This is a genomic window from Sphingomonas sp. SORGH_AS_0789 (genome assembly GCF_031453055.1).
In the GTDB taxonomy this organism is placed as follows: Bacteria; Pseudomonadota; Alphaproteobacteria; order Sphingomonadales; family Sphingomonadaceae; genus Sphingomonas.
In genome coordinates this window covers 1,130,047-1,155,038 of the sequence record NZ_JAVIYV010000001.1, presented here as the reverse complement: position 1 = coordinate 1,155,038, position 24,992 = coordinate 1,130,047, and the positions used below count along the sequence as shown (strand labels likewise).

General features: G+C 67.9%; 20 protein-coding genes. 11 read left to right on the top strand and 9 right to left on the bottom strand.

Features of this window, described 5'->3' with window-relative positions; translation table 11 throughout:
* The first annotated feature begins 88 nt into the window (after positions 1-88).
* Positions 89-490, top strand: a complete 402-nt coding sequence (rbfA, locus tag QE360_RS05335; protein WP_307102046.1) for a 30S ribosome-binding factor RbfA — start codon at positions 89-91, stop codon at positions 488-490.
* Between the two features lie 315 nt (positions 491-805).
* Here the strand turns inward: rbfA and QE360_RS05330 are convergent, their stop codons facing one another.
* Entirely contained in the window at positions 806-1,396 is a 591-nt protein-coding gene (locus QE360_RS05330; RefSeq protein WP_309699855.1) for a YceI family protein, read from the bottom strand.
* 52 nt (positions 1,397-1,448) lie between these two features.
* On the opposite strand from QE360_RS05330, the gene QE360_RS05325 reads away from it, so the two are divergent.
* From QE360_RS05325 to pnp, 4 genes are all read left to right on the top strand, one after another.
* A complete protein-coding gene (locus tag QE360_RS05325) occupies positions 1,449-2,057 on the top strand; it encodes a thymidine kinase (RefSeq protein ID WP_307102050.1) in 609 nt (202 codons plus the stop codon).
* 27 nt (positions 2,058-2,084) lie between these two features.
* Complete coding sequence (truB, locus tag QE360_RS05320; RefSeq protein WP_309699852.1) at positions 2,085-3,086, top strand: tRNA pseudouridine(55) synthase TruB; 1,002 nt, start codon at positions 2,085-2,087, stop codon at positions 3,084-3,086.
* A 12-nt stretch (positions 3,087-3,098) separates the two neighbouring features.
* Entirely contained in the window at positions 3,099-3,368 is a 270-nt protein-coding gene (rpsO, locus tag QE360_RS05315; protein ID WP_261268525.1) for a 30S ribosomal protein S15, read from the top strand.
* 250 nt (positions 3,369-3,618) lie between these two features.
* On the top strand, positions 3,619-5,943 hold the full coding sequence (pnp, locus tag QE360_RS05310; protein WP_309699850.1) for a polyribonucleotide nucleotidyltransferase: 2,325 nt from the start codon (positions 3,619-3,621) through the stop codon (positions 5,941-5,943).
* 295 nt (positions 5,944-6,238) lie between these two features.
* Here pnp and QE360_RS05305 read toward each other — a convergent pair whose 3' ends face one another.
* The 4 genes from QE360_RS05305 to QE360_RS05290 form a co-directional block, all read right to left on the bottom strand.
* Positions 6,239-7,231, bottom strand: a complete 993-nt coding sequence (locus QE360_RS05305; protein ID WP_309699848.1) for a glycosyltransferase family 2 protein — start codon at positions 7,229-7,231, stop codon at positions 6,239-6,241.
* Between the two features lie 34 nt (positions 7,232-7,265).
* Positions 7,266-8,681, bottom strand: a complete 1,416-nt coding sequence (locus QE360_RS05300) for a M48 family metalloprotease (RefSeq protein WP_309699847.1) — start codon at positions 8,679-8,681, stop codon at positions 7,266-7,268.
* Between the two features lie 379 nt (positions 8,682-9,060).
* A complete protein-coding gene (locus QE360_RS05295) occupies positions 9,061-11,160 on the bottom strand; it encodes a bifunctional (p)ppGpp synthetase/guanosine-3',5'-bis(diphosphate) 3'-pyrophosphohydrolase (protein WP_309699845.1) in 2,100 nt (699 codons plus the stop codon).
* A 231-nt stretch (positions 11,161-11,391) separates the two neighbouring features.
* The gene (locus tag QE360_RS05290) at positions 11,392-13,803 is read right to left on the bottom strand and encodes a ligase-associated DNA damage response DEXH box helicase (RefSeq protein WP_309699842.1); all 2,412 of its coding nucleotides are present in this window, start codon (positions 13,801-13,803) and stop codon (positions 11,392-11,394) included.
* A 19-nt stretch (positions 13,804-13,822) separates the two neighbouring features.
* Between QE360_RS05290 and QE360_RS05285 the strand changes: the two genes are divergently transcribed.
* The gene (locus QE360_RS05285; protein WP_309699840.1) at positions 13,823-14,821 is read left to right on the top strand and encodes a ligase-associated DNA damage response exonuclease; all 999 of its coding nucleotides are present in this window, start codon (positions 13,823-13,825) and stop codon (positions 14,819-14,821) included.
* A 109-nt stretch (positions 14,822-14,930) separates the two neighbouring features.
* On the opposite strand, the gene mdoH is transcribed toward QE360_RS05285, so the two are convergent.
* The 3 genes from mdoH to QE360_RS05270 all read right to left on the bottom strand — a co-directional run bounded on the left by mdoH (position 14,931) and on the right by QE360_RS05270 (position 19,342).
* Positions 14,931-16,730: a glucans biosynthesis glucosyltransferase MdoH gene (gene mdoH / locus QE360_RS05280; RefSeq protein ID WP_309699838.1), complete on the bottom strand. Its 1,800-nt coding sequence runs from the start codon at positions 16,728-16,730 to the stop codon at positions 14,931-14,933.
* On the bottom strand, positions 16,727-18,238 hold the full coding sequence (locus QE360_RS05275; protein WP_309699836.1) for a glucan biosynthesis protein: 1,512 nt from the start codon (positions 18,236-18,238) through the stop codon (positions 16,727-16,729). The genes mdoH and QE360_RS05275 overlap by 4 nt, the downstream gene beginning before the upstream one ends.
* Before the next feature lie 489 nt (positions 18,239-18,727).
* On the bottom strand, positions 18,728-19,342 hold the full coding sequence (locus QE360_RS05270) for a TlpA disulfide reductase family protein (RefSeq protein WP_309699834.1): 615 nt from the start codon (positions 19,340-19,342) through the stop codon (positions 18,728-18,730).
* A gap of 16 nt (positions 19,343-19,358) precedes the next feature.
* On the opposite strand from QE360_RS05270, the gene argH reads away from it, so the two are divergent.
* The 5 genes from argH (at position 19,359) to QE360_RS05245 (ending at position 24,149) form a co-directional block, all read left to right on the top strand.
* Entirely contained in the window at positions 19,359-20,726 is a 1,368-nt protein-coding gene (gene argH / locus QE360_RS05265) for an argininosuccinate lyase (protein WP_309704068.1), read from the top strand.
* A complete protein-coding gene (locus QE360_RS05260) occupies positions 20,723-20,959 on the top strand; it encodes a hypothetical protein (RefSeq protein ID WP_307102074.1) in 237 nt (78 codons plus the stop codon). Before argH ends, QE360_RS05260 begins: the two co-directional genes overlap by 4 nt.
* A complete protein-coding gene (gene lysA / locus QE360_RS05255) occupies positions 20,959-22,221 on the top strand; it encodes a diaminopimelate decarboxylase (RefSeq protein ID WP_309699832.1) in 1,263 nt (420 codons plus the stop codon). Before QE360_RS05260 ends, lysA begins: the two co-directional genes overlap by 1 nt.
* Before the next feature lie 204 nt (positions 22,222-22,425).
* Positions 22,426-23,199 carry a bifunctional precorrin-2 dehydrogenase/sirohydrochlorin ferrochelatase gene (locus QE360_RS05250; RefSeq protein WP_309699830.1) on the top strand — a complete coding sequence of 258 codons (774 nt, stop codon included), beginning with the start codon at positions 22,426-22,428 and terminating at the stop codon, positions 23,197-23,199.
* Positions 23,196-24,149 carry a zinc transporter ZntB gene (locus QE360_RS05245; protein WP_309699828.1) on the top strand — a complete coding sequence of 318 codons (954 nt, stop codon included), beginning with the start codon at positions 23,196-23,198 and terminating at the stop codon, positions 24,147-24,149. Before QE360_RS05250 ends, QE360_RS05245 begins: the two co-directional genes overlap by 4 nt.
* A 422-nt stretch (positions 24,150-24,571) precedes the next feature.
* Here QE360_RS05245 and QE360_RS05240 read toward each other — a convergent pair whose 3' ends face one another.
* On the bottom strand, positions 24,572-24,991 hold the full coding sequence (locus QE360_RS05240; RefSeq protein ID WP_307102081.1) for a flagellar protein FliS: 420 nt from the start codon (positions 24,989-24,991) through the stop codon (positions 24,572-24,574).
* Position 24,992: the final 1 nt, after the last annotated feature.

Here is a 24,992-nt window from a genome sequence, read left to right as displayed (position 1 = left end):
GTGGGATCGCTCCTGCCGCCCGCCTCTGCCGGACATGATCGCGGTCGCCTGCCCGGCGGCCGCGATTTCCGTTTGAAGAAGAACTATCATGGTCCAAGCCAAGAACCCCGCCGAACCCTCGGTCCGCCTGCTCCGCGTCGGCGAGCAGGTGCGCCACATCCTGTCCGAAATCCTGGCGCGCGGCGACGTGCATGACGAGACGCTCGCCAAGCATATGGTCAGCGTGACCGAGGTGCGCATGTCCCCCGACCTGCGCCACGCCACCGTCTTCGTGAAGCCGTTGCTCGGCAAGGACGAGGAGGTGGTGATCAAGGCGCTGCGCACCAACACCGCCTATCTCCAGCGCGAGGTCGCGCACCGGGTGAAGATGAAATATGCCGCCAAGCTGAAGTTCCTGGCGGACGAGAGCTTCGACGAGGGCAGCCATATCGACTCGCTCCTCCGCTCGCCGAAGGTCGCGCGCGATCTGGAGGAGGGGGACGAGGGCTAAAGGACCCTCGCTCCGTTCAGCCTGAGCGAAGTCGAAGGCCAAGGGAAAAGGTTCGCGCAGAGGCGCAGAGGGCGCAGAGAAGAAGCGCCCCACCTTCAAACGTCGCCCCACCCCGGCGAAGGCCGGGGCCCAGTCTCCCTGTCGTAGATGGCGCGTTGCGCCGGGGCGGGGGAGGCAGATATCCTGCACCGCCGCCCGTTAATGGCAACTGGACCCCGGCCTTCGCCGGGGTGGAAGCGTTGGGGGCAATCCCCCTCTGCGTCCTCCGCGCCTCTGCGCGAACCCCTGTCAGCCGGAACGGCCGTTGGGAACGGCCTAATCCCGCCCCGGCACCAGATCGGCGTCGATCGTGATCGTCACCTGTCGCCCGACGATCAGCGGATAGGCAGTCATTCCGAAGTCCCGCCGGTCGATCCGCGTCGACGCCGCGATATGCACCGGCTCGCGCCCGGTCATCGCGGCGAAGTCGCGTGAGAAGTCGACCGCCAGTGTCGCCGGACGGGTGACGCCGCGCGCGGTGATCGTCCCTGCGACCTGCGCGCTATGCGGTCCGGTCCGGGTCATGGTCGAGCCATGGAAGATCACGCGGGGGTATCGCTCGACATCGAAGAAATCGGGTCCGCGCAGGCGGGACCGGGTCAGCGAATCCCCTGCCTCCAGCGCTTGCGCATTGATCCGCACGTCCAGCGTCACGGCTTGCGCGTCCCGGTCCGACAGGGCGACGCGACCCTCCAGCCGGGGAAAACGCGCCGTCTTGCTGCCCAGGCCGAAAAAGCCGACCTTTGCCTGCACGCGCGCATGGGCGGGGTCGATGCCATAGGCGAGCGAGCCGGGCGCGGTTGCCGATCCGGCGCCGCCCACCCCTATGGCCGCCACCGCCATCGCCATCCGCGTGCCAACCCACATGCCGGTTCGTCCCATGCTCGAAATGGCGGCTCCCTTCCGATAAGGGCGGCGGATGGCCAAGCTCTATTTCTACTATGCCAGCATGAATGCGGGGAAATCGACCATGCTGCTGCAGGCCGATTTCAACTATCGCGAGCGGGGGATGAACACGATGCTGTTCACCGCCGCGATCGACGATCGCTTCGCCTATGGCACCATCGCCTCGCGAATCGGCCTGTCGCAGCCCGCGACGCCGTTCCAAGCGACCACCGATCTGGAGGCCTGCGCGCTCGACCGGCACGGACGGACGCCATTGGCCTGTATCCTGGTCGACGAGGCGCAGTTCCTGACGCCCGAACAGGTCGATCAACTGGCGCGGCTGGCCGACCGGCACCGGATTCCCGTGCTCTGCTATGGCCTGAGGACCGATTTCAAGGGCCAGCTCTTCCCCGGCTCGGCGCGGTTGCTGGCGCTGGCCGACACGCTCAGCGAGATCAAGTCGGTGTGCGTCTGCGGCGCCAAGGCGACGATGAACCTGCGCGTCGATGGCCAGGGCCAGGCGATCGCCGAGGGCGCGCAGACCGAGATCGGCGGCAATGACCGCTACATCGCCTTGTGCCGCCGCCATTTCGGCGAGGCGCTGGCGGGCGGCACGGTGCTTGAGGCGCCGTCCTTGAGATAGGGGCCAAGCCCGACTAACGCTCGTCCGATGCATGGATGGATCATACTCGACAAGCCGCTGGGGCTCGGCTCGACGCAAGGGGTGAGCGCGGTCAAGCGCGTGCTGCGCCAGGGCGGCTATGGCAAGGGGATCAAGGTCGGCCATGGCGGCACGCTCGACCCGCTGGCGACCGGCGTGCTGCCGATCGCGGTGGGCGAGGCGACGAAGCTCGCCGGGCGGATGCTCGACAGCGACAAGGTGTACGACTTCACCATCCGCTTCGGCGCGCAGACATCGACGCTGGATGCCGAGGGCGAGGTGGTCGCCGAGAGCGACGTCCGCCCGACTCGCGCGGCGCTGGAGGCGGTGCTGCCGCGCTTCACCGGCCCGATCGAACAGGTGCCCCCCGCCTATTCCGCGCTGAAGGTGGATGGCGAGCGCGCCTATGACCTGGCGCGGGCCGGGGAAGAGGTGGTGCTGGCGAGTCGCAGCGTGACGATTCATTCGCTTCAATCCTCCCCAAGCTCGCTTGGGGAGGGGGACCATCGCGCTAGCGATGGTGGTGGGGCGGGACGGACCGCCGCCGCCCCTCCACCACGCCCTGCGGGCGCGGTCCCCCTCCCCGAGCAAGCTCAGGGAGGATTGGAAGACATCACCCTCACCGCGCATGTCTCCAAGGGCACCTATATCCGCTCCCTCGCGCGCGACATCGCGCTGGCGCTGGGCACGGTGGGCCATGTCACCATGCTCCGTCGGATCAAGGCGGGGCCGTTCACTTTGGCCTCGGCGATATCGCTGGACAAATTGAACGAAATGGGGCAGGCGCGCGGGCTTGAAGAGATACTCCTGCCGCTGAGGGCGGGGCTGGACGACATCCCGGCTCTCGCGCTCGACCCCGACCAGGCAGGGGCGCTCCGTCAGGGGCGTGTGCTGGTCGGGATTGCCGCTGACGATGGCCAATATTTCGCGATGCTGGGCGACCGCCCGGTGGCGCTGGTGGAGGCGCTGGACGGGGACGTCCGGGTCGTGCGCGGTTTCAACCTCGATTAAGAAAGGACCACGATGTCGATCACCGCTGAACGCCGCCAGGAAATCATCAAGGACCATGCCCGCGCCGAGGGTGACACGGGTTCGCCCGAAGTCCAGGTCGCGATCCTGACCGAGCGGATCCAGAACCTGACCGGCCACTTCAAGACCCATGCGAAGGACAATCATTCGCGTCGCGGTCTGCTGATGCTGGTCAACAAGCGTCGCTCGCTGCTCGACTATCTGCGTCACAAGGATGGCGACCGCTATCTGGCGCTGATCGCCAAGCTCGGCCTGCGCAAGTAAGACGCGGGGCGCGCCAAGCGACCAAAAAGGGCACTCCCATCAGGGGGTGCCCTTTTTTTATCGGCTGGTGTATGAAGCACCGGGCCGACCGGATGCCGCAAGGGCGCATCCCCAAAGCCTCTATGTCATCAAACCCGACGATAGGGTCGGGCAGGATCGGAGGATCGGCAATTCGGTCGACCTCCAGAGCCAATCTTGGCTCAACCCATAGGCCCCGGCGGGATAGGCCCGTCGGAGTGAAGGATATTCCATGTTCAATACCAAGAAAGTGGCCATCGAGTGGGGCGGCAAGACGCTGACCCTCGAAACCGGCAAGGTGGCCCGTCAGGCCGACGGCGCGGTGATCGCGACGCTGGGCGAGACGGTGGTGCTGTGTGCCGTGACGGCCGCGAAGACTGTGAAGGAAGGCCAGGATTTCTTCCCGCTGACCGTTCACTATCAGGAGAAGTTCTCGTCGGCGGGCCGCATCCCCGGCGGTTTCTTCAAGCGCGAGCGCGGTGCGACCGAGCGTGAGACGCTGATCAGCCGCCTGATCGATCGTCCGATCCGCCCGCTGTTCCCCGAAGGTTTCTACAACGAGATCAACTGCATCTGCCAGGTGCTCTCCTATGACGGCGAGAACGAGCCCGACATCCTGGCGCTGGTCGCCGCGTCGGCCGCGCTCACCATCTCGGGCGTGCCGTTCATGGGCCCGATCGGCGCGGCGCGCGTCGGCTATGTCGATGGCGAGTATCAGCTGAACCCGACCGATGCCGAGGCGCTGGCCGGTGACCTGGACCTGGTCGTCGCCGCCACCCACAATGCGGTGATGATGGTCGAGTCGGAAGCCAAGGAGCTCTCCGAAGAGGTCATGCTGGGCGCGGTCATGTTCGCGCACAAGGCGTCGCAGCAGATCATCGACGCGATCATCGATCTCGCCGAGCAGGCCGCCAAGGACCCGTGGGAACTGAAGGTCGGCGACGACCAGAAGACCGTGAAGGCCGAGCTGAAGAAGCTGGTCGGCAAGGACATCACCGCCGCCTACAAGCTGACCGACAAGCAGGCGCGCCAGACCGCGCTGGGCGAGGCCCGCGCCAAGGCGAAGGCCGCCATGGCCGAGCGTACCCCGCAGGAGCAGCTGGTCGCCGCCAAGCTCGTTAAGAAGCTGGAAGCCGAGATCGTCCGTACCGCGATCCTGAAGGACGGCCGCCGCATCGACGGGCGCTCGACCACCCAGATCCGTCCGATCGAGGCAGAGGTCCACTTCCTGCCGCGTTCGCACGGCTCGGCGCTGTTCACCCGCGGCGAGACCCAGACGATCGCGACCACGACGCTGGGCACCAAGGATGCCGAGCAGATGATCGACGGGCTGAACGGCCTGTCCTACCAGCACTTCATGCTGCACTATAACTTCCCGCCCTATTCGGTCGGCGAAGTGGGCCGCTTCGGCGCGCCGGGCCGTCGCGAGATCGGCCATGGCAAGCTGGCATGGCGCGCGCTGCACCCGGTGCTGCCGTCGAAGGAGGAATTCCCCTACACCATCCGCGTGACCAGCGACATCACCGAGTCGAACGGCTCGTCGTCGATGGCCACCGTCTGCGGCGGCTCGCTGTCGCTGATGGATGCGGGCGTTCCGCTGAAGCGCCCCGTCTCGGGCATCGCCATGGGCCTGATCCTGGAAGGCAAGGACTTCGCGGTCCTGTCCGACATCCTGGGTGACGAGGATCACCTAGGCGACATGGACTTCAAGGTGGCGGGCACCTCCGAGGGCATCACCTCGCTCCAGATGGACATCAAGATCGCCGGTATCACCGAGGAGATCATGAAGGTCGCACTGGCGCAGGCCAAGGAAGGCCGCGCGCACATCCTGGCCGAGATGAACAAGGCGCTGGGCGAGACCCGCACCGAACTGTCGGCGCATGCGCCGCGCATCGAGACGATGACGATCGACAAGTCGAAGATCCGCGACGTGATCGGCACCGGCGGCAAGGTGATCCGCGAGATCGTCGCCACCACCGGCGCCAAGGTCGACATCGACGACGAGGGCGTGATCAAGATCAGCTCGTCCGACTCCGCGCAGATCGAAGCCGCGATGAACTGGATCAAGGGCATCGTCGAAGAGGCCGAGGTCGGCAAGATCTACAACGGCAAGGTCGTCAACCTGGTCGATTTCGGTGCGTTCGTGAACTTCATGGGCGGCAAGGACGGTCTGGTCCACGTCTCGGAGATCAAGAACGAGCGCGTCGAGAAGGTCTCGGACGTCCTGAGCGAAGGCCAGGAAGTCAAGGTCAAGGTCCTCGAGATCGATCCGCGCGGCAAGGTTCGCCTGTCGATGCGCGTCGTCGACCAGGAAACCGGCGCCGAGCTGGAGGACAATCGTCCGGCCCGCGAACCGCGCGGCGAGCGTGGTGACCGTGGTCCGCGCGGCGACCGTGAAGGCGGTCGCGGTCCGCGTCGCGATGGCGGCGACCGTGGCGGCGAAGGCCGCAGCGGCCCGCGTCGCGACCGTGGCGACCGTCCCCGTCGCGAAGGCGGCGAGCAGGGCGGTTCGTCCGAATTCGCCGCTCCGGCCTTCCTGACCGGCGATCGCGACTGATCCTTTGCCATGAGGCAGGAAAAGGGCTCGGGGGAAACCCCGGGCCCTTTTTCGTTGGGGCGAATGCGGGTGGGTGATTCCCTTGGCCTTCGACTTCGCTCAGGCTGAACGGATTTTTGTGCCCAGAACCATTCCCGAACGCCGTTCAGCCTGAGCGAAGTCGAAGGCTACGCCCCGACCCCCGCCGCGTGCGTTCCGGAGTCAAGATTCCCGTGCGAAAGTCAGCCGGCTACCACCACCACCCCGACGAACGCCGGGGGAATACCACAGGGGCGCCGGACCCGCGCGATGGCGGTCAGGCGGGATCCTTGGCCCCCTCATGCGCGCTATAGCCCAGCCGGGCATGGCCCTGCACCGGCCCCGCCACATCGGCGACCAGATAGAGCGGGCGCCGCTTCGATTCGATATAGAGCCGCCCCAGATATTCGCCGATCATGCCCAGCACGAACATCTGCACCGCGCCCAGGATGACGGTGACGAGCATGGTCGAGGTCCAGCCCTGCACCGCCGAGCCGGTCAGCCAGCCGATCGCGATATAGACCAGCAGCAACAGCGACGCGGCCGTCAGCGCCAGCCCGATATGGCTGGCCCAGCGCAAGGGCGCGGTCGAGAAGCCGGTCACCGCGTCGAAGGCCAGCGCGATCATCTTGCCCAGCGGATAATGGGTCTCGCCCGCATGCCGCTCGGCGCGGTCATAGGGGAAGGGGACCTGGCGGAAGCCGACCCAGGCGACCATGCCTCGAATGAAGCGCGCCTGTTCGGGCAGCGACTGCAACGCGTCGAGCGCACGGCGGCTCATCAGGCGGAAGTCGCCGGTGTCGAGCGGGATCGGCGTGTCGGTCAGCCGGTCGAGCATGCGGTAGAAGATCGCCGCCGTCGCCTTCTTGAATAGCGTTTCTCCGGCCCGCTTGCGGCGCACCGCATAGACCACGTCCGCCCCTTGCGCCGCCATTGTCGTGCGCATGTCGGTGAGGAGTTCGGGCGGGTCCTGAAGATCGGCGTCGATGATCAGGATCTGCTCGCCCGAACACAGGTCCAGCCCGGCGGTCAGCGCGAGCTGGTGGCCGTGGTTGCGCGACAGGTTGATCGCGACCAGATGCGGATCGGCGGCGGCGAGCCGCTGCATCACCGGCCAGCTGTCGTCGCGCGAGCCGTCGTTGATCAGTACGATCTCGTAATCCTCGCCCACTGCCGCACGCGCAGCGCCCGAGATACGCGCGTGCAGCACGTCCAGACAGGCGGCTTCGTTATAGCAGGGGACGACAACGGACAGGGCAGGGCGCTTCATGACGCCGCCGGTTTAGCGGCGTCGAGCGCGTCCGTCACCCATTCACGACCAGCTTGACCAAACGACCCGGCACCAGCGCTTGTTCCGAATCGAGCCCGTTCAGCGTCACGAACCGCTCGCGCTTGTAATCGGGAAAGGCCATGCGCGCCGACAGGCTGTCGATCGTGTCGCCCTGGCGGACGGTGACGATGCTGATCTTCTTGCCGCGAATGGCATTGGCCTCGGCGGTCGAGAGCGGCGCGACCGAGGCGAGCAGCGGCTGGAACGGTCCGATGCCGGACCCGGCGGGCGTGACCAGCGTGAAGGTATAGGTCGCCGAGGGGAAGCGGTACGCGACCACCGTCGCATCGACCGCGCGGTTGTTGGCGGCGGCGCGGGTGGTGACATAGGCATAGGGGATGCCGTTGGCCGTGCCGTTCTGCACCTGACCCGAGGGGGTGCCCGTGCCGAGCTGGCCGAAGCGCTGCGCGATCGCCTGGCCCAGATCGCTGCCCTGACCGAGACGCATCTCGGCCTGGCCGCCCTGACCGGCGATGGTCACCGCATCGCTGCCATTGGCGATGGCATAGCCGGTGGGCGCGGTGAATTTCAGCTTCAGGCCGGGATGGCGAAAGCTCTGACCGTCGACCACGCCCTCCTTGGGATCGTCGCCATAGGGCAGGCCGTCGAGCATCCGCAGGAAGGCGGTGTCCTGCGGCGGGGTGGTTTCGGGACGGCCGGTTTGCTGGGCGAGCGAAGCGGCGCGGCGGACGCGGTCGGCGCTGTTGGGATGGGTCGAGGCCCAGGTCGGAATGGCGTTGGCGTCCTTGCCGGATGTGCGCGCCGCCAGGTTGCTCGACGCGGCCAGCGAGGCGAGCATGTCGGCCGAGGCATAGGGATCATAGCCGGCGGCGGTCATGTAGCGGATGCCGAGGCCATCGGCCTGATATTCCTGATCGCGGCCATATTTCAGCGTGTAGAGCTGTGCGCCGGTGCCCACCAGCTGGGTGGCGATATTGCTGCCGGTCAGCAGCCCCGCGCCCGCCGCCAGGATCGAGCCGATGGTCGAGCGGGTGTTGCGGCTCTGCGAATGGCGTGCGGCGACATGGCCGACTTCATGGCCCAGCACCGAGGCGAGCTCGGCCTCGGAATTCATCAGGGCGAGCAGCTGGCGGGTGACGTAGATATAGCCGCCGGGAATGGCGAAGGCGTTCTCGACCGGCGAGTTCAGCGTCGTGACGGTGAAGTCGCCCTGCGCGTTCGACAGGCCGGACTGGACCGCGACCCGCTTGCCGACGCGTTCGACGAACGCGGCCTGCGGGCCGGTATAGCGGCCGCCATATTGCTTCACCAGTTCCGGGTTGGCCTGTGCCCCCTGCGCCTTATCCGAGGCGGAGATCGACCGGGTCTGCTGGGCGACGGCGGGGGCCGCGACGAGCGCGAGCATGGCGGCGGCGGTGACGAAACGCATGTTAAGGCTCCCCTGTTTGGGGTCTCCAAAGCGCAGGCGCGTCGGGGGTTCCAGCTTTTTGTTACGCTGGCGTCATCCGGGCGTCAGGAAATCCAATGCCGCATGGTTCGCCGGCGGAGGCCGGGGTGCAGTTTCTTGGCGGCTTAGGAGGCGCGAAACGATGCGGGGGAGGCATCCGCCCAGCACCTTCGATCGTGCACCCCTACTGGGCCCCGGCCTTCGCCGGGGAACGAAGAAGATTTTGTTCGCGCAGAGGCGCGGAGGACGCAGAGGGGGGGCGTTCAACCACCTTGGCGACGGTCATCATGCAGCGTCGAAAATGACAGGACGCGCGTTCCGCGCGTCGGACCTCTCTGCGTTCTTCGCGCCTCTCGCGAACCTAAACCCGCTCCACCGAACTCACCACATCGGCCGCCCGCAAGGCTGCGATCAGGCGCATCAGGTGTTGCAGGTCGTGCACCTCGACATCGATCAGGTTCGTATGGAAGCGCGTGTCGCGGGTATCCAGCCGGACGTTGATGATGTTCGCCTTATGCTGGCCGATGATCGTCGCCAGGATGCCCAGCGCGCCGGGTTCATTCTTGACCATCACCGAGATTCGCGCGGTCGCGCCCTCGCTGTCGTCGCCCCAGGAGACGTCGACCCAGTCGGTTTCCTCGTCGGTCCGATCGGCCAGTTCGGCGAGGACCGGGCACTGGATGGCGTGCACCTCGATCCCCGCATCCGGCCGCCGCAGCCCGACGATGCGGTCGCCCGGCACCGGGTGGCAGCATTGCGCCAAGTCATAGGCGACGCCGGGCGTCAGCCCCTTGATCGAGATGGCGCTCGACTGCGGCGGCAGCGCGGCGACGTCCGCGCCCGCAGAGCCCGGCATCAGCGCCTCCATCACCGCGGCATCCGACACGGTCCGCCTGGCGATCGCGATCATCAGATGCGCCTCGTCGGGCATCTTCAGCCGTTGCAGCGCATGGGTCAGCGCGTCCGCGCCGATCTGGGCGGGCAGACGCCGGACGATGTCCTCGTACAGCTTGGTGCCCAGCGTCACCTGCTCGGCGCGCTCGGCATGGCGCAGATGGCGGCGGATCGCGGCCAGTGCCTTGCCGGTGATCGCCAGGTTCAGCCAGTTCGCCTGCGGCGTCTGCCCGGCCGAGCGCAGGATCTGCACCTGATCGCCATTGGAGATGACGGTCGACAGCGGCACCACGCGGCCGTTGAGCTTGGCCCCCACCGCCTGGTCGCCCAGATCGGTATGGACGGCATAGGCGAAGTCGATCGGCGTTGCGCCCTTGGGCAACTGGATCAGCTCGCCCTTGGGGGTGAAGGCGAAGATGCGATCCTGGTACATCGCCATCTTCGTATGCTCGATCAGCTCCTCGGGGCTGCCCGCGGTATCGAGAATCTCGACCAGGTCGCGAATCCAGCTCACCTGCGCATCATGGCGGGTCGCTTGTTTATAGGTCCAGTGCGCGGCCAGGCCGAAATCGGCCTCGGCATGCATTTCGGGCGTGCGGATCTGGATCTCGATCCGCGCATTGTCGGCATGGATGACGCTGGTGTGGAGCGAGCGGTATCCGTTGCGCTTGGGCGTCGAGATATAGTCCTTGAACCGCCCCGGCACCATCGGCCAGCGGCGATGGATCAGCCCCAGCGCGCGGTAGCAATCCTCCTCGGTCGGCACGATCGCGCGGAACGCCATGACGTCGGACAGCTGCTCGAAGCTGATGTGCCGCTCGTTCATCTTGCGGAAGATCGAGAAGGCCGATTTCTCGCGCCCCGTCACCTCGGCCTCCACCCCGCCGCGCGACATCAGCAGCTTCAGCCCGGAGGCGATCTTGGAAATCCGGTCGCCGCCGCCTTCCTTCATCTGGGCGAGCCGAAGCGTGATCGACTCATACGCCTCGGGTTCGAGCTGCTGGAAGGAGAGCATCTGCATCTCCTTCATGAACTCGTACATGCCGATCCGCTCGGCGAGCGGGGCATAGATGTCCATCGTCTCCTTCGCGATGCGGCGGCGCTTCTCCGGCTTCGCGATGTGATGGAGCGTGCGCATATTGTGGAGGCGATCGGCCAGCTTCACCAGCAGGACGCGGATATCGTCCGACATGGCGAGCAGGAACTTGCGCAGATTCTCGGCGGCGCGCTCGCTCTCGGTCTGTGCCTCGATCTTGGACAGCTTGGTGACGCCGTCGACCAGCCGCGCGACATTGGGACCGAACAGCCGTTCGATCTCGTCATAGGTGGCGACCGTGTCCTCGATCGTGTCGTGCAGGATGGCGGTCGCGATCGTCTCGTCATCCAGATGCAGGTCGGTCAGGATGCCGGCCACCTCGATCGGATGGCTGAAATAGGGATCGCCCGAGGCACGTTTCTGGCTGCCATGCGCCTTCATCGAGAAGACGTAAGCGCGGTTCAGCAGCGCCTCATCGGCCTGGGGGTCATAGTCGAGCACGCGGTCGACGAGTTCATACTGGCGGAGCACGGGATCAGATTTGCGTGGGTGGGATGACCATTGCAACATTTTTGATGCGATCAGGGTGATCGGACGCGCTTCTCAAGCCGCTTTCTTTTTCGAGCCCCTCTCCCGGCAGGGGGAGGGGTTGGGGAGGGGCAAGAGCCACGGGGGCTGGTCTCTGTGAGACCCCGTGCCCTCCCCCATCCCCTCCCGCCTGCGGGAGGGGAGCGGCCAGAGGAGAGCGTTGGGCCACGGGAATCACCCCGCCATCGCCTCCGCCGCCAGAGCCTCCGCCTCGATCAGCAGGTCGTCGTCCGCACTCCCCGTCGCCACCTTCTCACGCCCGATCAGCACCAGCACCGGCACGGCGAGCGGGCTCACCCGCTCCAGATCGACATGCAGCATCGTGCCGCCCGCCCGGTCGAGCAGATTGGCCAGCCGCCCCACATCGGTCATCCGCGCCCGCGCATCGTCCCATGCCGCCTGGAGCAGCAGATGGCCGGGCTCGTACTTGCGCAGCACGTCGTAGATCAGGTCGGTCGAAAAGGTCACCTGCCGCCCCGTCTTGCGCTTGCCGGGATGCTGGCGCTCGACCAGCCCGCCGATCACCGCCACCTCGCGAAAGGCGCGCTTGAGCAGGTGCGATTGCTGGACCCAGTCGACGAACTCGTTCTCGAGGATGTCGGGGGAGAAGAGGCTGGCCGGATCGGTCACCTTCTCCAGTCCGTAACAGGCCAGCGCATAGTCGCTGGCGACGAAGCCGAGAGGTTTGAGCCCCTGGGCCTCCATCCGCCTTGTGATCAGCATCCCCAGCGACTGGTGCGCGTTCCACCCCTCGAAGCTGTAGGCGACCATGTAATGCCGCCCCTCGCGCGGGAAGGTCTCGACCAGCAACTGGCCGGGGCGGGGCAGGACCGAGCGGCGGTCCTGCATCTCCAGCCAGGCATGCACGTCCGCCGGGAAGCGATCCCACTCGCCCCGGTCGGCCAGAAACGCGCGCACCCGGTCGGCCAGGCTGGTCGACAGCGGCATCCGGCTGCCGCCATAGGTCGGGATGCGCGCAGGGCGGGAGGTGGCGCGGACGATCAGGTCCTCGCCGTCGATCGATTCCACCTCCAGGCTCAACCCGGCGAAGAAGAAGGTGTCGCCCGGCGCCAGGGTCGCGGCGAATCCCTCCTCCACCCGGCCCAGCTGGCGGCCGTTGCGGAAGCGGACCTTGAGCATCGTCGCTTCCACGATGATCCCGGCGTTCAGCCGGTGCTGCGCGACGAACTGTGGATGGGTGACGCGCCACAGGCCGTCCGGCTGCTGCACCAGCCGCTTGAACCGGTCATAGGCGCGCAGGGCATAGCCGCCATCGGCGATGAAGCGCAGCACCCGGTCGAAGGTCTCGTCGTCCAGCGCCGAATAGGGCATGGCCGAGCGGATTTCGCCCAGCAGCGCGGCCTGTTCGAACGGCGCGGCACAGGCGCAGGCCATGACATGCTGCGCCAGCACGTCGAGCGCGCCGGGGCGGAAGAGGTCGGGGTCCAGCTCGCCCGCCTCCACCGCGTCGAGCGCCGCGCGTGCCTCCAGATATTCGAAGCGATTGCCGGGGACCAGGATCGCGCGGCTCGATTCGTCCAGCCGGTGATTGGCGCGGCCGATGCGTTGCAGGAGGCGCGACGAGCCCTTGGGCGCGCCCATCTGGATCACGCAATCGACATCGCCCCAGTCGACGCCCAGGTCGAGGCTGGCGGTCGCGACCAGCGCGCGGAGTTGCCCGTCGGCCATCGCCGCCTCGACCTTCTGGCGGGCTTCCAGGGACAGCGAGCCGTGATGGACGCCGATCGGCAGGCTCTTGTCGTTCGCCTTCCACAGATCCTGGAAGATCAGCTCGGCCAGGCTGCGCGTGTTGCAGAAGACGATGGTGGTCCGGTTGGCCTCGATGACGCGCATGACCTGCGCGGCGGCATAGCGGCCCGAATGGCCCGCCCAGGGGATGCGGTCCTCGGGCAGCAGGATCGCTATGTCCGGCGGCGCGCCGGGTTCGCCCGTGACCAGGCCGACCGCGTCGATATCGCCATCGGGCGCGAGCCAGGCGCGATAGCCGTCCGGGTCCGCCACCGTCGCCGACAGCGCGACCCGTCGCAGACCGGGCGACAGAAGCTGCAACCGCGCCATGCACAAGGACAGCAGGTCGCCGCGCTTGCCGGTGGCAAAGGCGTGGACCTCGTCCACCACGATGGTCTTGAGGCCCGCGAACATGGTCGCGGCATCGGGATAGCTGAGCAGCAGCGACAGCGATTCGGGCGTCGTCAGCAGGATGTGCGGCGGCTTCACCCGTTGCCGCGCCTTCTTGTCCGACGAGGTGTCGCCGGTCCGCGTCTCGACCCGGATGTCGAGGCCCATCTCCTCGATCGGGGTCACGAGGTTGCGGCGGATGTCGACCGCCAGCGCCTTCAGGGGCGAGACGTAGAGGGTGTGCAGCCCCTCGCTCGGCTGCTCGATCAACTCGGTCAGGGTCGGCAGGAACCCCGCCAGCGTCTTGCCCGCGCCCGTGGTGGCGACCAGCAGCGCGTGGCGGCCTGCGCGGGCTTCCTCCAGCATCGCCAGCTGATGGGTGCGCGGATGCCAGCCCTTGGCGGCGAACCAGTCGGTCAGGGCGGGCGGAAGGGAACCGGGGAGCATCCCGAAGGATATAGGTATCATGGTCAAGCTCGGCGACTGGATACAGCCCCATAAACACGGGATTTACGTGGCCCCCGCCGATGTGTGGGTGGACCCGTCCGAGCCGGAGTCACGCGCGCTGGTGACGCACGGCCATGCCGACCATGCGCGCGGCGGCCACGGCACCGTCTGGGCGACGCCCGAGACGCTGGCGATCATGGCGGCGCGCTATGGCCCGCAGAACGGCGTCGAGGTCGCTTACGGCGAGACGATCCGGCTGGGCGAGGTGGAGGTCGGCTTCGTCCCCGCGGGCCATGTGCTGGGATCGGCGCAGATCGTGCTCGACTATCGCGGCGAGCGGGTGGTGGTGTCGGGCGACTATAAGCGTCGCGCCGACCCGACCTGTGCGGCCTTCGAGCCGGTGAAATGCGACGTCTTCGTCACCGAGGCGACCTTCGCGCTGCCCGTCTTTCGCCATCCCGAGACGGGCGACGAGATCGACAAGCTGATCGCGCGGCTCCACGCCAATCCGACGCGCTGCGTGCTGGTCGGCGCCTATGCGCTGGGCAAGGCGCAGCGGGTGATCGCCGAACTCCGCGTGCGGGGGCATGAGGCGCCCATCTATCTCCACGGCGCGCTGGCGCGGCTATGCACGCTCTATCAGGAGCTTGGTGTCGATCTGGGCGAGCTGCGCATGGTGGCCGATACGCCCAAGGCGGAGATGGCGGGGCATGTGGTCATGTGCCCGCCCGGTGCGCTCAACGATCGCTGGTCGCGGCGGCTGCCAGAGCCCATCACCGCCATGGCCAGCGGCTGGATGCGGGTGCGCCAGCGCGCGCGGCAGAAGAATGTCGAGCTGCCGCTGATCCTGTCCGACCATGCCGATTGGGACGAACTGACGACCACGCTGACCGAGATCGCCCCGCGCGAGGTGTGGGTGACGCATGGGCGCGAAGAGGCTCTGGTCCACTGGTGCGAGACGCGACAGATCAAGGCGCGGGCCTTGGCGCTGGTGGGGTTCGAGGATGAGGATGATTGAGGGGACGGGGCGTGGCCTTCGACTTCGCTCAGGCTGAACGGAGCGAGGGAATGGGTCTGGATACAAAACGCCGTTCAGGCTGAGCGAAGTCGAAGCCCATGCCCCACCCTCACACCATGGCCAAAGGCCGCGCCGGTTCCGCCACCACCGACCCCGGCACCGCAAACACGCCCTTCTTCGCCAACCGCTCGCCGGGCCGGACCTTGGCCGTCTCCATCGCCAGCCACGGCGCCAGCAGCAGCCCCAGCGTCACCGGCGACAGCCACGCGCCCAGCACCGGGTTCAGGAACGACACCCCCAGGAACACCACGCCCAGCGCCAGATGCCAGCGATAGCGCGGCATCGCATCCGCCGCCGCCAGCCCGTCGCGTACCCGGCTCTGCGGGTTCCAGCCCGAGGGCTTGCCGCGCATGATGTTGACGAGGTCGATCGTCTGGGTCAGCGCGATTCCCGGCGCGGTCAGGATCGACAGCGGCACGTCGAGCGCCACCGAGGCCAGGATCGCGCGCGCGCCGCCATAGCTGGCCCGGCGTTCGCGGTCGGCCATCGCCCAGACGACGCTCAGCAGCTTCGGCCCGAACAGCAGGATCAGCGTCACGACCAGCACCCGCGCCGACGTCACCGCGCGCACCGTCGCGGCATCGTCGGACAGGCTCTGCGCGATCGAGGTGGCGATCAGGATCAGCCAGGCGGGCGAGGTGAGATAGGCCGAGGCGCCGATCAGCAGCTGCAACCGGCTGATCCAGTGGAAACCGCTCGCGCCCAGCAGTTTCAGATGCTGGGTATTGCCCTGCGCCCAGCGCCGGTCGCGCACCGCCTGGTCGATCAGCGTGGGGGGATATTCCTCGAAACTGTCCTCGACCATCAGCATGTGCAGCCGCCAGCCGCGCCGCCGCAGCAGCGCCGCCTCGACCATGTCATGGCTCATAATCGTGCCGCCGAAGGGCGGGCGTCCGGGCAGGTCGGGCAGGCCGCAACTCTCGGCAAAGGCGCGGATGCGGATCAGCGCGTTATGCCCCCAGAAGGTCGATTCGGACCCCGACCACCAGACCAGCCCGGCGGTCGAGATCGGGCCGTAGAATCGGCTGGCGAACTGCATCCAGCGCTGGAAGAAGGTCGTCGCGCCGATGATCATCGGCACGGTCTGGAGGAGCGCGATCGAGGGGCGCTGCTCCATGATCTGCGCCATGCCGACGATCGTGTCGCCGCCCATCAGGCTGTCGGCATCGAGCATCAGCATGAAGTCGTAGGCACCGCCCTGGTTGCGGATCCAGTCGGCGACATTGCCGGGCTTGCGACCGACATTCTCGGTCCGGCGGCGATAATAGAGCGGCACCGCCAGCCAGGGGGCGAGCTTTTCCCAGGCGGCGCGCTCCTCGGCCTCGGCGGCTTCGCCCGAATCGGACAGGACGAAGAAGGCGAAACGGTCGGCCGCCCCCGCCCGGTCGATCATGACGGCCATGCGCGCGATCCGGTCGAACACCGCATCGACATCCTCGTTATGCACCGGCACCAGCACCGCCGTCCGCGCGGTCGGCGGCGCGGCCCCCTTGGGCGCGGGGGTGATGCCCGGATGCGCGCGCGAGATCAGCAGGACGAAACCGATCGCCGCCGTCACGAAGCCGAACGAGATCCAGGCGAACAGCGGAAAGAACAGCAGCAGCAACAGCCCGTCGAGCAGGTTCAGCCCGTCGCTCAGCAGGGCTTCCTTGACTGCGGCCGAGGCGGCGGTCGCCAGCAACCCGGTCAGCAGAACCAGCAGGAGGCGGCGGGTGAGGATATCGTCGGGCGCCAGATTGACCCCGGCGCGCGGCTCGGGCGCGGAGTGCGGCGGCGGCGGGCCATCGAAACGCTGCACCGCCATGGTCAGCGGTGCGGGCGGCGGCATGATGGCGCGCGGATGGGTCACGGCAGGAAGACCGGGGCGAGCACCGTCTCGGTCAGCGCCCTGGTTCCGCGCTTCAGGAACAGGCGGACATTGGCGGGGCCCTGACCTTCGGGCGCGATGTCGGCGGTGACGCGCCAGCGATTGGGCTGTCCCACCACCGGATAGGCGGCCTGGGTCAGCAGCTTGCCGCGCGTGACCGAAATATCGGCCGTCACGCCGCTCTGCCGGTCGAGCCCGGCCAGCACGGGGCCGGCAAAGTCGACCACCAGCTTGCGCGCGCCCGGCGTCGGCTCCGCACCGGGCCGCCCCGCCGCGCCGGTCCACAGGTCGACCGCATGGGCGACGGCCGGGACGATGGTGGGATCGGTCGATCCCCAGCTCAGGCGATAGTCGAACTGCCGCTTCTGCCCCGCCTTGGGCGCATCGGCGGGGTTCCAGAAGGCGACGATATTGTCGACCGTCTCCGACGCGGTGGGAAAGGCATAGAGCATCACCTGGCCCCGGCCCCAATCGCCCTGCGGCTGGACCCACAGGTTCGCGCGGCGGTCGTAAAAGGCCCCGTCGTCCTGGTAATGATCGAAGTCCCGGTCGCGCTGGAGCAGGCCGAAGCCGCGCGGATCGGTGTCGGCGAAGCTGTCGAGCGTCGGGCGCGGCGGATTGACGAGCGGCCGCCACAGCCGCTCGCCCGCGCCGGTCAGCAGTGCGAGGCCATCCGAATCGTGAATCTCGGGCCGCCAGTCGCTGCCCGCTGCCCGGTTGCCCTCGCCATACCAGAACATGCTGGTCGCGGGCGCGATGCCCAGCCGCTCGACATCGCGGCGGAAGAACAGCACCGCCGACACGCGCTGTTCGACGCCGGCCGCGCCCTTTTGCGACTCGATCCGGTAGGCCCCTGTGACGCTGGGGCCGTCGAGCAGCGCATGGACGGTATAGGCTTGCGCGCCGGTCCGCTCGATCCAGAAGTCCGTAAAGGCGGGAAATTCCTCGCGCCCGTCGATGCCCGTGTCGATCGCGATCCCCCGCGCCGACAGGCCATATTGGTCCTGCGCACCCGCCGTGCGGAAATAGGAGGCACCCTGAAAGGCCAGCCAGTCGCTCTTGCCGTCGGCCGTCATCGCGCGGAACCCGGCGATGCCCAGCGGCGGCGCATGGCCCGCCTCGGCGGTGAACAGCGCGGGCGAGAAGGGCACGGCGCGCGCCTGGCCGTTCGCGACGATGTTGATGCCGACCGGATGGGGCGCATAGCGGCCCAGCGGGAACAGGCGGATGCCGCCCGCCAGCGTGCGGTCGTCGCGATACCGGATCGTGCCCACCGCGTCATAGTCGATTGCCGCCGCTGCCTCGACCTTGGCCTGGGGGCGATAGGGCTGGCGCGCCAGCTCTTCTGCCCGCTTTTGCAGCGCGGCCCAGGAAAAGGGCTGGGGGGTGCCGGTCGCGCCACCGGGGGCAAGCGCCTGGGCGGCGAGGCGTGGCGATACGCCCAGAATGGCGAGGGCCGCGACCAGTTCACGGCGATTGGCCTGCATCATCGGCTCGGCGTCTCCATCGGTGAGTCCATCCGTCCCTCGCTGGCGGGACGTGGCTCGTGGTGCAACGCAGCATGCGATGATCGGTTGCTCTGTTACTGTCGAAGCGACAGCAGCAAAGGAAAGTATAATATATTTGACCGGGCTGACGGGATCGATTATGACCAGTGCAAATCAAGAGGGGGGCTCTTGAATGACCGAAAAGTGCAGGCGGATCCTGTGTTCGATCCGTCCGTCGCGTTCCCTTGCATAACTGACAATGATGAAGTCGCGCGTCTTTGCGATGCACCGACAATGTTGTTCGGCGGCCGATGACCGGCGCGGCATCTGTTTGTCTTGTCAGGACGAAAGCGGGGGAGCGCCGTTTGCGATCCGCTTCGTCGACCGTTTACCCCAGCCTGTCCCGCCCGGTTCGTGCCGGGCGGGGCTTTTTTCGCGTATCGCGAACGGCGCTCCCCCGCCGTGTATCGAAAATTCCCGCCGCTGTGACGGTTATTTCGCCTCGGACAGCAGTTTTTGGGCCTCGGCCCCGGCCCAGTCGAACCCGCCCGTCACCCGCCAAATCTCCTTGCCGTCCGCGCCATAGAGGATCGTGGTCGGCAGATTGGCCTGGTAATGGACGCTCAACCCCAGCTTGGGGTCGAGATAGACGGGCAGCGCGTCGAGCTTCCGGCCCGCCAGGAACGGCTTCACCTTGGCGGCTTCGTCCTGCGCGACCGCGATCACCGCGACCTTGCCCTTCAGCCGCTCGGCCGTGGCGGCCAGCGTCGGCATCTCGGCGACGCACGGCCCGCACCAAGTCGCCCAGAGATTGACCAGCACCGGCTTGCCCCGGAAATCGGCCAGCGTTGTCGGCTTGCCGTCGAGCGTGGTGAAGCCCAGCGTCGGGGCGGCCTCGCCCTTGTGGCTGCGGTTCACCGCCCCGGCAGGCTTGGGCGCTTCGGGCGTCGAGGCGACTTCGCCGCCGGTCACTTCCCCGGCGGTCACTTCGCCGCTCGAAACTTCGCCCGTGGCGGTGTTGGCGGCTTGCTCCGGCGCGGGGCTTTGCTTATCGCACCCGGCGACCATCAGCCCCAGGAGACAGGCGATCACGGTACGCGACGACATGGGCGGCTCCAACGCAATGTGGGGCGGGCGCTTCGCAGAAGGTCCCGCCGCGGTGATGCGCGAGATAAACGCGTCCATCCCCTTCGACAAGCGACTGTGGAAACAGGACATCGCCGGATCGAAAGCGCATGTCGCCATGCTGGGCAAACAGGGCATCGTCTCGGCCGAGGACGCTGCGACGATTTCCGCCGGGCTGGACCGGGTCGCCGAGGATTATGCCGCGAACGGCGTGGCCGAGGACCTGACCCTCGAAGACATCCATATGCAGACCGAGGCGAAGCTGGCTGCACTGATCGGCCCGGTCGCGGGGCGGCTGCACACCGCGCGGTCGCGCAATGACCAGGTGGCGACCGACTTCCGCCTGTGGGTGCGTGACGCGATCGATGAGACGCTGGCGGCGCTGGGCGCGCTGCGCGAGGCGTTGCTGATCCGCGCGGAAGAGCATGCCGACAGCGTGATGCCCGGCTTCACCCATCTGCAATCGGCGCAGCCGGTGACCTTGGGCCATCACCTGATGGCCTATCACGAGATGATCGTGCGCGACGCCAGCCGCTTTGCGGACGCGCGGGTGCGGATGAACCAGTGCCCGCTGGGCTCGGCGGCGCTGGCGGGGACGGGCTTTCCGGTCGATCGCCACATGACGGCCGCCGCGCTGGGCTTCGACGCGCCGACGCGCAACTCGCTGGATGCGGTGAGCGACCGCGACTTCGCGATCGACTATCTCCAGGCGGCGACCAACTGCTCGCTGCACCTGTCGCGGCTTGCGGAAGAGTTCGTGCTCTGGGCGTCGCAGCCCTTCGGCTTCGTCGCTCTGTCCGACCAGTGGTCGACCGGCAGCTCGATCATGCCGCAGAAGCGCAACCCCGACGCGGCCGAACTGGTGCGCGGCCATGCCGGGCGGATCATGGGCTGCATGACCAGCCTGATGGTCACGATGAAGGGCCTGCCGCTCGCCTATTCCAAGGACATGCAGGACGACAAGCCGCCGGTGTTCGAGGCGCACGACCTGCTCGCCCTGTCGATCGCGGCGATGACCGGCATGATCCAGAGCGCGACCTTCCGCACGGAACGGATGCGCGGCGTCGCGGAGGCGGGCTTCTCGACCGCGACCGACCTGGCCGACTGGCTGGTGCGCGTGGGCGGCATTCCCTTCCGCGAGGCGCATCACATCACCGGTCGCGCGGTGAAGCTGGCCGAGGAGAAGGGCGTGATGCTGCACCAGTTGTCGATCGACGAGCTGACCGGCATCGACGCGCGGATCGATGAGCGCATCTATGACGTGTTGTCGGTCGATGCCTCGGTCGCCAGCCGGGTCAGCTTCGGCGGCACCGCGCCCGCCAATGTCCGCGCCGCCATCGCGACCGCGCGGGGCCTTCCCGCATGAGGCGGGCGCTCGTCCTGCTGGTCGCGCTCGGCCTGAGTGCTTGCGGCGCGGCCAACCGGCTGCAACCGCCCAAGGGCGAGCAACTGCCCGTCGCGCCGCGCGGCGCCACCGTCCGCCCCACGGCGCAGCAATTGCTGACGCCGACCCCCCAACAACGCCCGCAACGCTCCGACGAACTGATGACCCAGTCGCAGGAACGGCGTTCGGACGAATTTGATTTGCCCCCCCGCTGATGGACCATTTTCATTTCCAAGACGGCGAACTCCATGTGGAGGACGTGGCCGTGTCCCGGATCGCCGCCGAAGTCGGCACGCCGGTCTATATCTATTCCGCCTCGACCTTCCGGCGTCATGCACAGGTGTTTCGCGAGGGGCTGAGCGTCCTGCCGCGCGTCCACCTGGCCTATGCGATCAAGGCGAACCCCAATCTCGCCGTGCTGCGCGTGCTGGCCGATGAAGGCTATGGCGCCGACGTCGTCTCGGTCGGCGAGATGCGCCGGGCGTTGGCGGCGGGGATGAAGGCGGAGGACATCGTCTTCTCCGGCGTCGGCAAGACGAAGCGAGAGCTGGTCGCCGCACTCGAGGCCGGGATCGGCCAGTTCAACCTGGAGCTGGAGGAAGAAGGCGCGGTCCTGGCCGAGCTGGCGCATGAGCGCGGGCTGGTCGCTCCCGCCACGCTGCGCGTGAACCCGGACGTGGATGCGGGGACGCACGCCAAGATCTCGACCGGCCGCAAGGAGAACAAGTTCGGCGTCCCGATCGACCAGGCGCTCGGCATGTTCGACCGTCTGGCGGGGCTGCCCGGCATCGACCTGAAGGGTGTCGCCTGCCACATCGGCAGCCAGCTGGGCGATCTCGCGCCGCTGGAGGCCGCCTATAAGCGCGTCGGCGAGCTGGTCGCGGAGCTGCGCGGGGCGGGGCACCGCATCAGCCGCGTCGATCTAGGTGGCGGTCTGGGCGTGCCCTACAAGCCCGGCGACGTGATGCCCGCCCCCGCCGCTTATGGCGAGATGGTGGCGCGCGTCACGAAGGACTGGGATGTCGAGCTGATGTTCGAACCCGGCCGGGTGATCGCGGGCAATGCGGGCGTGCTGGCGACCGAGGTCGTCTGGGTGAAGCCCGGCGTCGCCAACCCTTATGTCATCGTCGATGCGGCGATGAACGACCTGGCGCGCCCGGCGCTTTATGATGCCTGGCATGATTTCGTCGCGGTTCGGCCGACCGGCGAGACGATGATGGCGAATATCGCGGGGCCGGTCTGCGAGACGGGCGACACCTTCGCGATGAACCGCGAGATCGACGTGGTGAAGTCGGGCGATCTCGCCGTGTTCCGCACCGCGGGCGCTTATGGCGCGACCATGGCGTCGACCTATAACAGCCGCCCGCTGGTGCCCGAGGTGATGGTCGAGGGCGACCGCTTCGCCGTCGTCGCCGACCGCATCGCCGCCGAGACGATCATCGCCGCCGAGCGCGTGCCGGAGTGGCTGAAGAAGTGATGTCGCGACCTGCCGCCTTCCTCCCCTGGAAGGGGAGGTGGCAGGCCGTCAGGCCTGACGGAGGGATGTCACCCCTCTCGATAGCGGGACACCCCTCCACCAGCTTCGTGTGCGAGCGAGATTGTGCCCCCGGCACAATCTTGACTTGCCGGGGGCAAGCCAAAGCTCGCACACCCCCTCCCCTTACAGGGGAGGAATGGTGAGGTGAGCCTCGCCAGCCTGCCGCTGTTCGTCCGGCTGGGCGGCCGTCCGGTGATCCTGCTGGGCGAGGGCGAGCCCGCCGAGGCCAAGCGCCGCCTGCTCGACCGGGCGGGGGCGCAGGTGGTGGGCGAGGACGCCCAAGCTGCGCTCGCCATCGTCGCGATCGAGGATGAGGACGAAGCGCAGGCCGCCATCGCTCGGCTGAAGGCGCGCGGCGTGCTGGTCAATGCGGTCGATCGCCCGGCGGCGTGCGACTTCACCCTGCCCGCCATCGTCGAGCGGGGGCCGGTCATCGTCGCGGTCGGAACCGGCGGCGTCTCGGCCGGACTGGCGGCGGCGCTGCGCCAGCGGCTGGAGGCGTTGCTGCCCGCCGGGCTGGGGGCGCTGGCCGAGGGACTCTATGCCGCGCGGGCGGGTCTGCGCGCGCGCTTTCCCGACGGGGCGGAGCGGCGGCGGGCGATCGGGGCGGCGCTGTCGCCGAGCGGGCCGCTCGACCCGCTCAAGGCGGAGGGCGATGTCGCCGCCTGGCTGGCGGGGGCGGACCGGCCTGCGGCGCGGTTCGAGGCGTTCGTGCTGACCTCGACCGATCCCGACGACCTGACGCTGCGCCAGGCGCGCGCGCTCGCTGCGGCGGACCGGGTCTATCACCGCGCCGACGTGCCGGGCGCGATCCTCGACCGTGCGCGCGCCGATGCGGTGCGGATCGCCAGCGACGCCGCCCCCGCCGATCCGGGCGAGGGGCAGGTGGTCGATCTGGCGATGGCGATCCCGGCATGACCGGCTTTGCCTATCGCGTCGATCAGGGCCAGGCGACGACCATCCCGATCCGCGAGGCGATCGCGACTCAGGCCCGGCTGGTCTGGGTGCATCTGGAGACCAACGACGCGGTCGCGCAGCGCTGGCTGAGCGATTCGGCGCATGTCGGCGATTATGTCGTCGACGCGCTGACCGCGACCGAGACGCGCCCCCGGTGCGAGGCGGTGGGCGAGGGGGCGTTCGTCAATCTTCGCGGGCGGAGCAGCGAACCGCTCGACGGCTCCGACATGCTCGCCTCGGTGCGGATCTGGGCGGTGAAGGGCCGGGTCTATTCGGTGACGCGCCGTCCGCTGCTGGCGGTCGATCTGGTGCGGCAGGAAGTCGAGAAGGGCGCGATCGACGATCCCGGCGACCTGATCACCGCCTTCGCCACCGCGATCACCAACGATCTCGACCCCGATGTCGCGGGCCTGGGCGACGATCTGGACGATTGCGAGGAGCAGCTGGACGAACGCCGCGTCTTCCAGCTTCGCCGCACGGTCAGCCGGGTGCGGGTCGCCGCGATCGGCTATCGCCGCTTCCTCAACCCGCAGCGCGCGGCATTGGAGAAGCTGGCGGCGCTTCCCGGCGACTGGCTGGCCGATGACGACCGGCTGCACCTGTCCGCCGCCGCCGACCGCGCGGCGCGCATGGCCGAGGAGCTCGAGTCGATCCGCGAACGCTCGGCGCTGATCCACGAGACGCTGACCGACCTGCGCGCCGAACAGATCGACAATCGCGCGCTGGTCATCTCGATCGTGGCGATGGTGTTCCTGCCGCTGACCTTCATCACCGGGCTGTACGGGATGAACGTCAAGAACCTGCCCTATGCCGAGGAGCCCTGGGCGTTCGACGCGATCCTGGGCGCCTGCGCGCTGATCTCGGCGGGGATCGTGATCTACTTCGTGCAGAAGCACTGGTTCCGGCGGTAGGGCGGATCGGCATTCAGTATCGCTTCTTCTTCCCTCTCCCCTGGACAGGGGAGAGGGTTAGCGAAGCTTGCCAGCCTGCTGGCTAGCGCAGCTTGGGTGAGGGGTTGAGCGAGCCCAAGGGCTCGCGCGCTCGCTTCGCGAGCGCCCACCCCTCACCCAGCTCCGACTAAGCCTTTGCTCTCGCAAAGGCCAAGTCTGCGCAACCCTCTCCCCTCACGAGGGGCGAGGGACGGAAAGGCGTCGCTGAATGTCGATCGGCCTTAGGTCATACCGCCTTACGGTCCCAACGGCCGTTCACGCTGGGCGAAGTCGAAGCGCATGTTCCGCGTTTTGCCAGGAATCCCCTGTCATCCCGTGGCCTTCGACGTCGCTCAGGCTGAACGGAGGGAAGGGATCCGGTGAGAACCGGGGGGGAAAGGGCCTCAGCTGTCCTTCTTGGGGTTGTTCATCTTGCGCACCGTCTCCCATGCCTCGGCAATGTCGGCGATGCTGGCCGCGACGTTGCGGAACACCTGGGCGTTCTGGCCCAGCGAGGCATCGACGATCTGCTTGCGCGCGCCGCCATAGAGCTTGGCGAAGGTGATCGACATCTCGCCGCCATTCTCGAAATCAAGTCCCGCCTCCAGCGCGAACAGGATCGCGGTGGCGCGCGTCACCCGCTCGCTCTTGCGCGCCAGTTGGCCATGCTCGGTCGCCCAGGCGGCGGAGCGGAGCGCGGCGACCAGTTCCTCGTAGAGAAGCGTGACCAGCGCGGGGCCATCGGCCATGGCGGTGCGGCCGACCACGTCGATCTGGCGATAGACGGCGGCAGGATCGGTCAGAAGGGCGGAGGCGTACGTCATC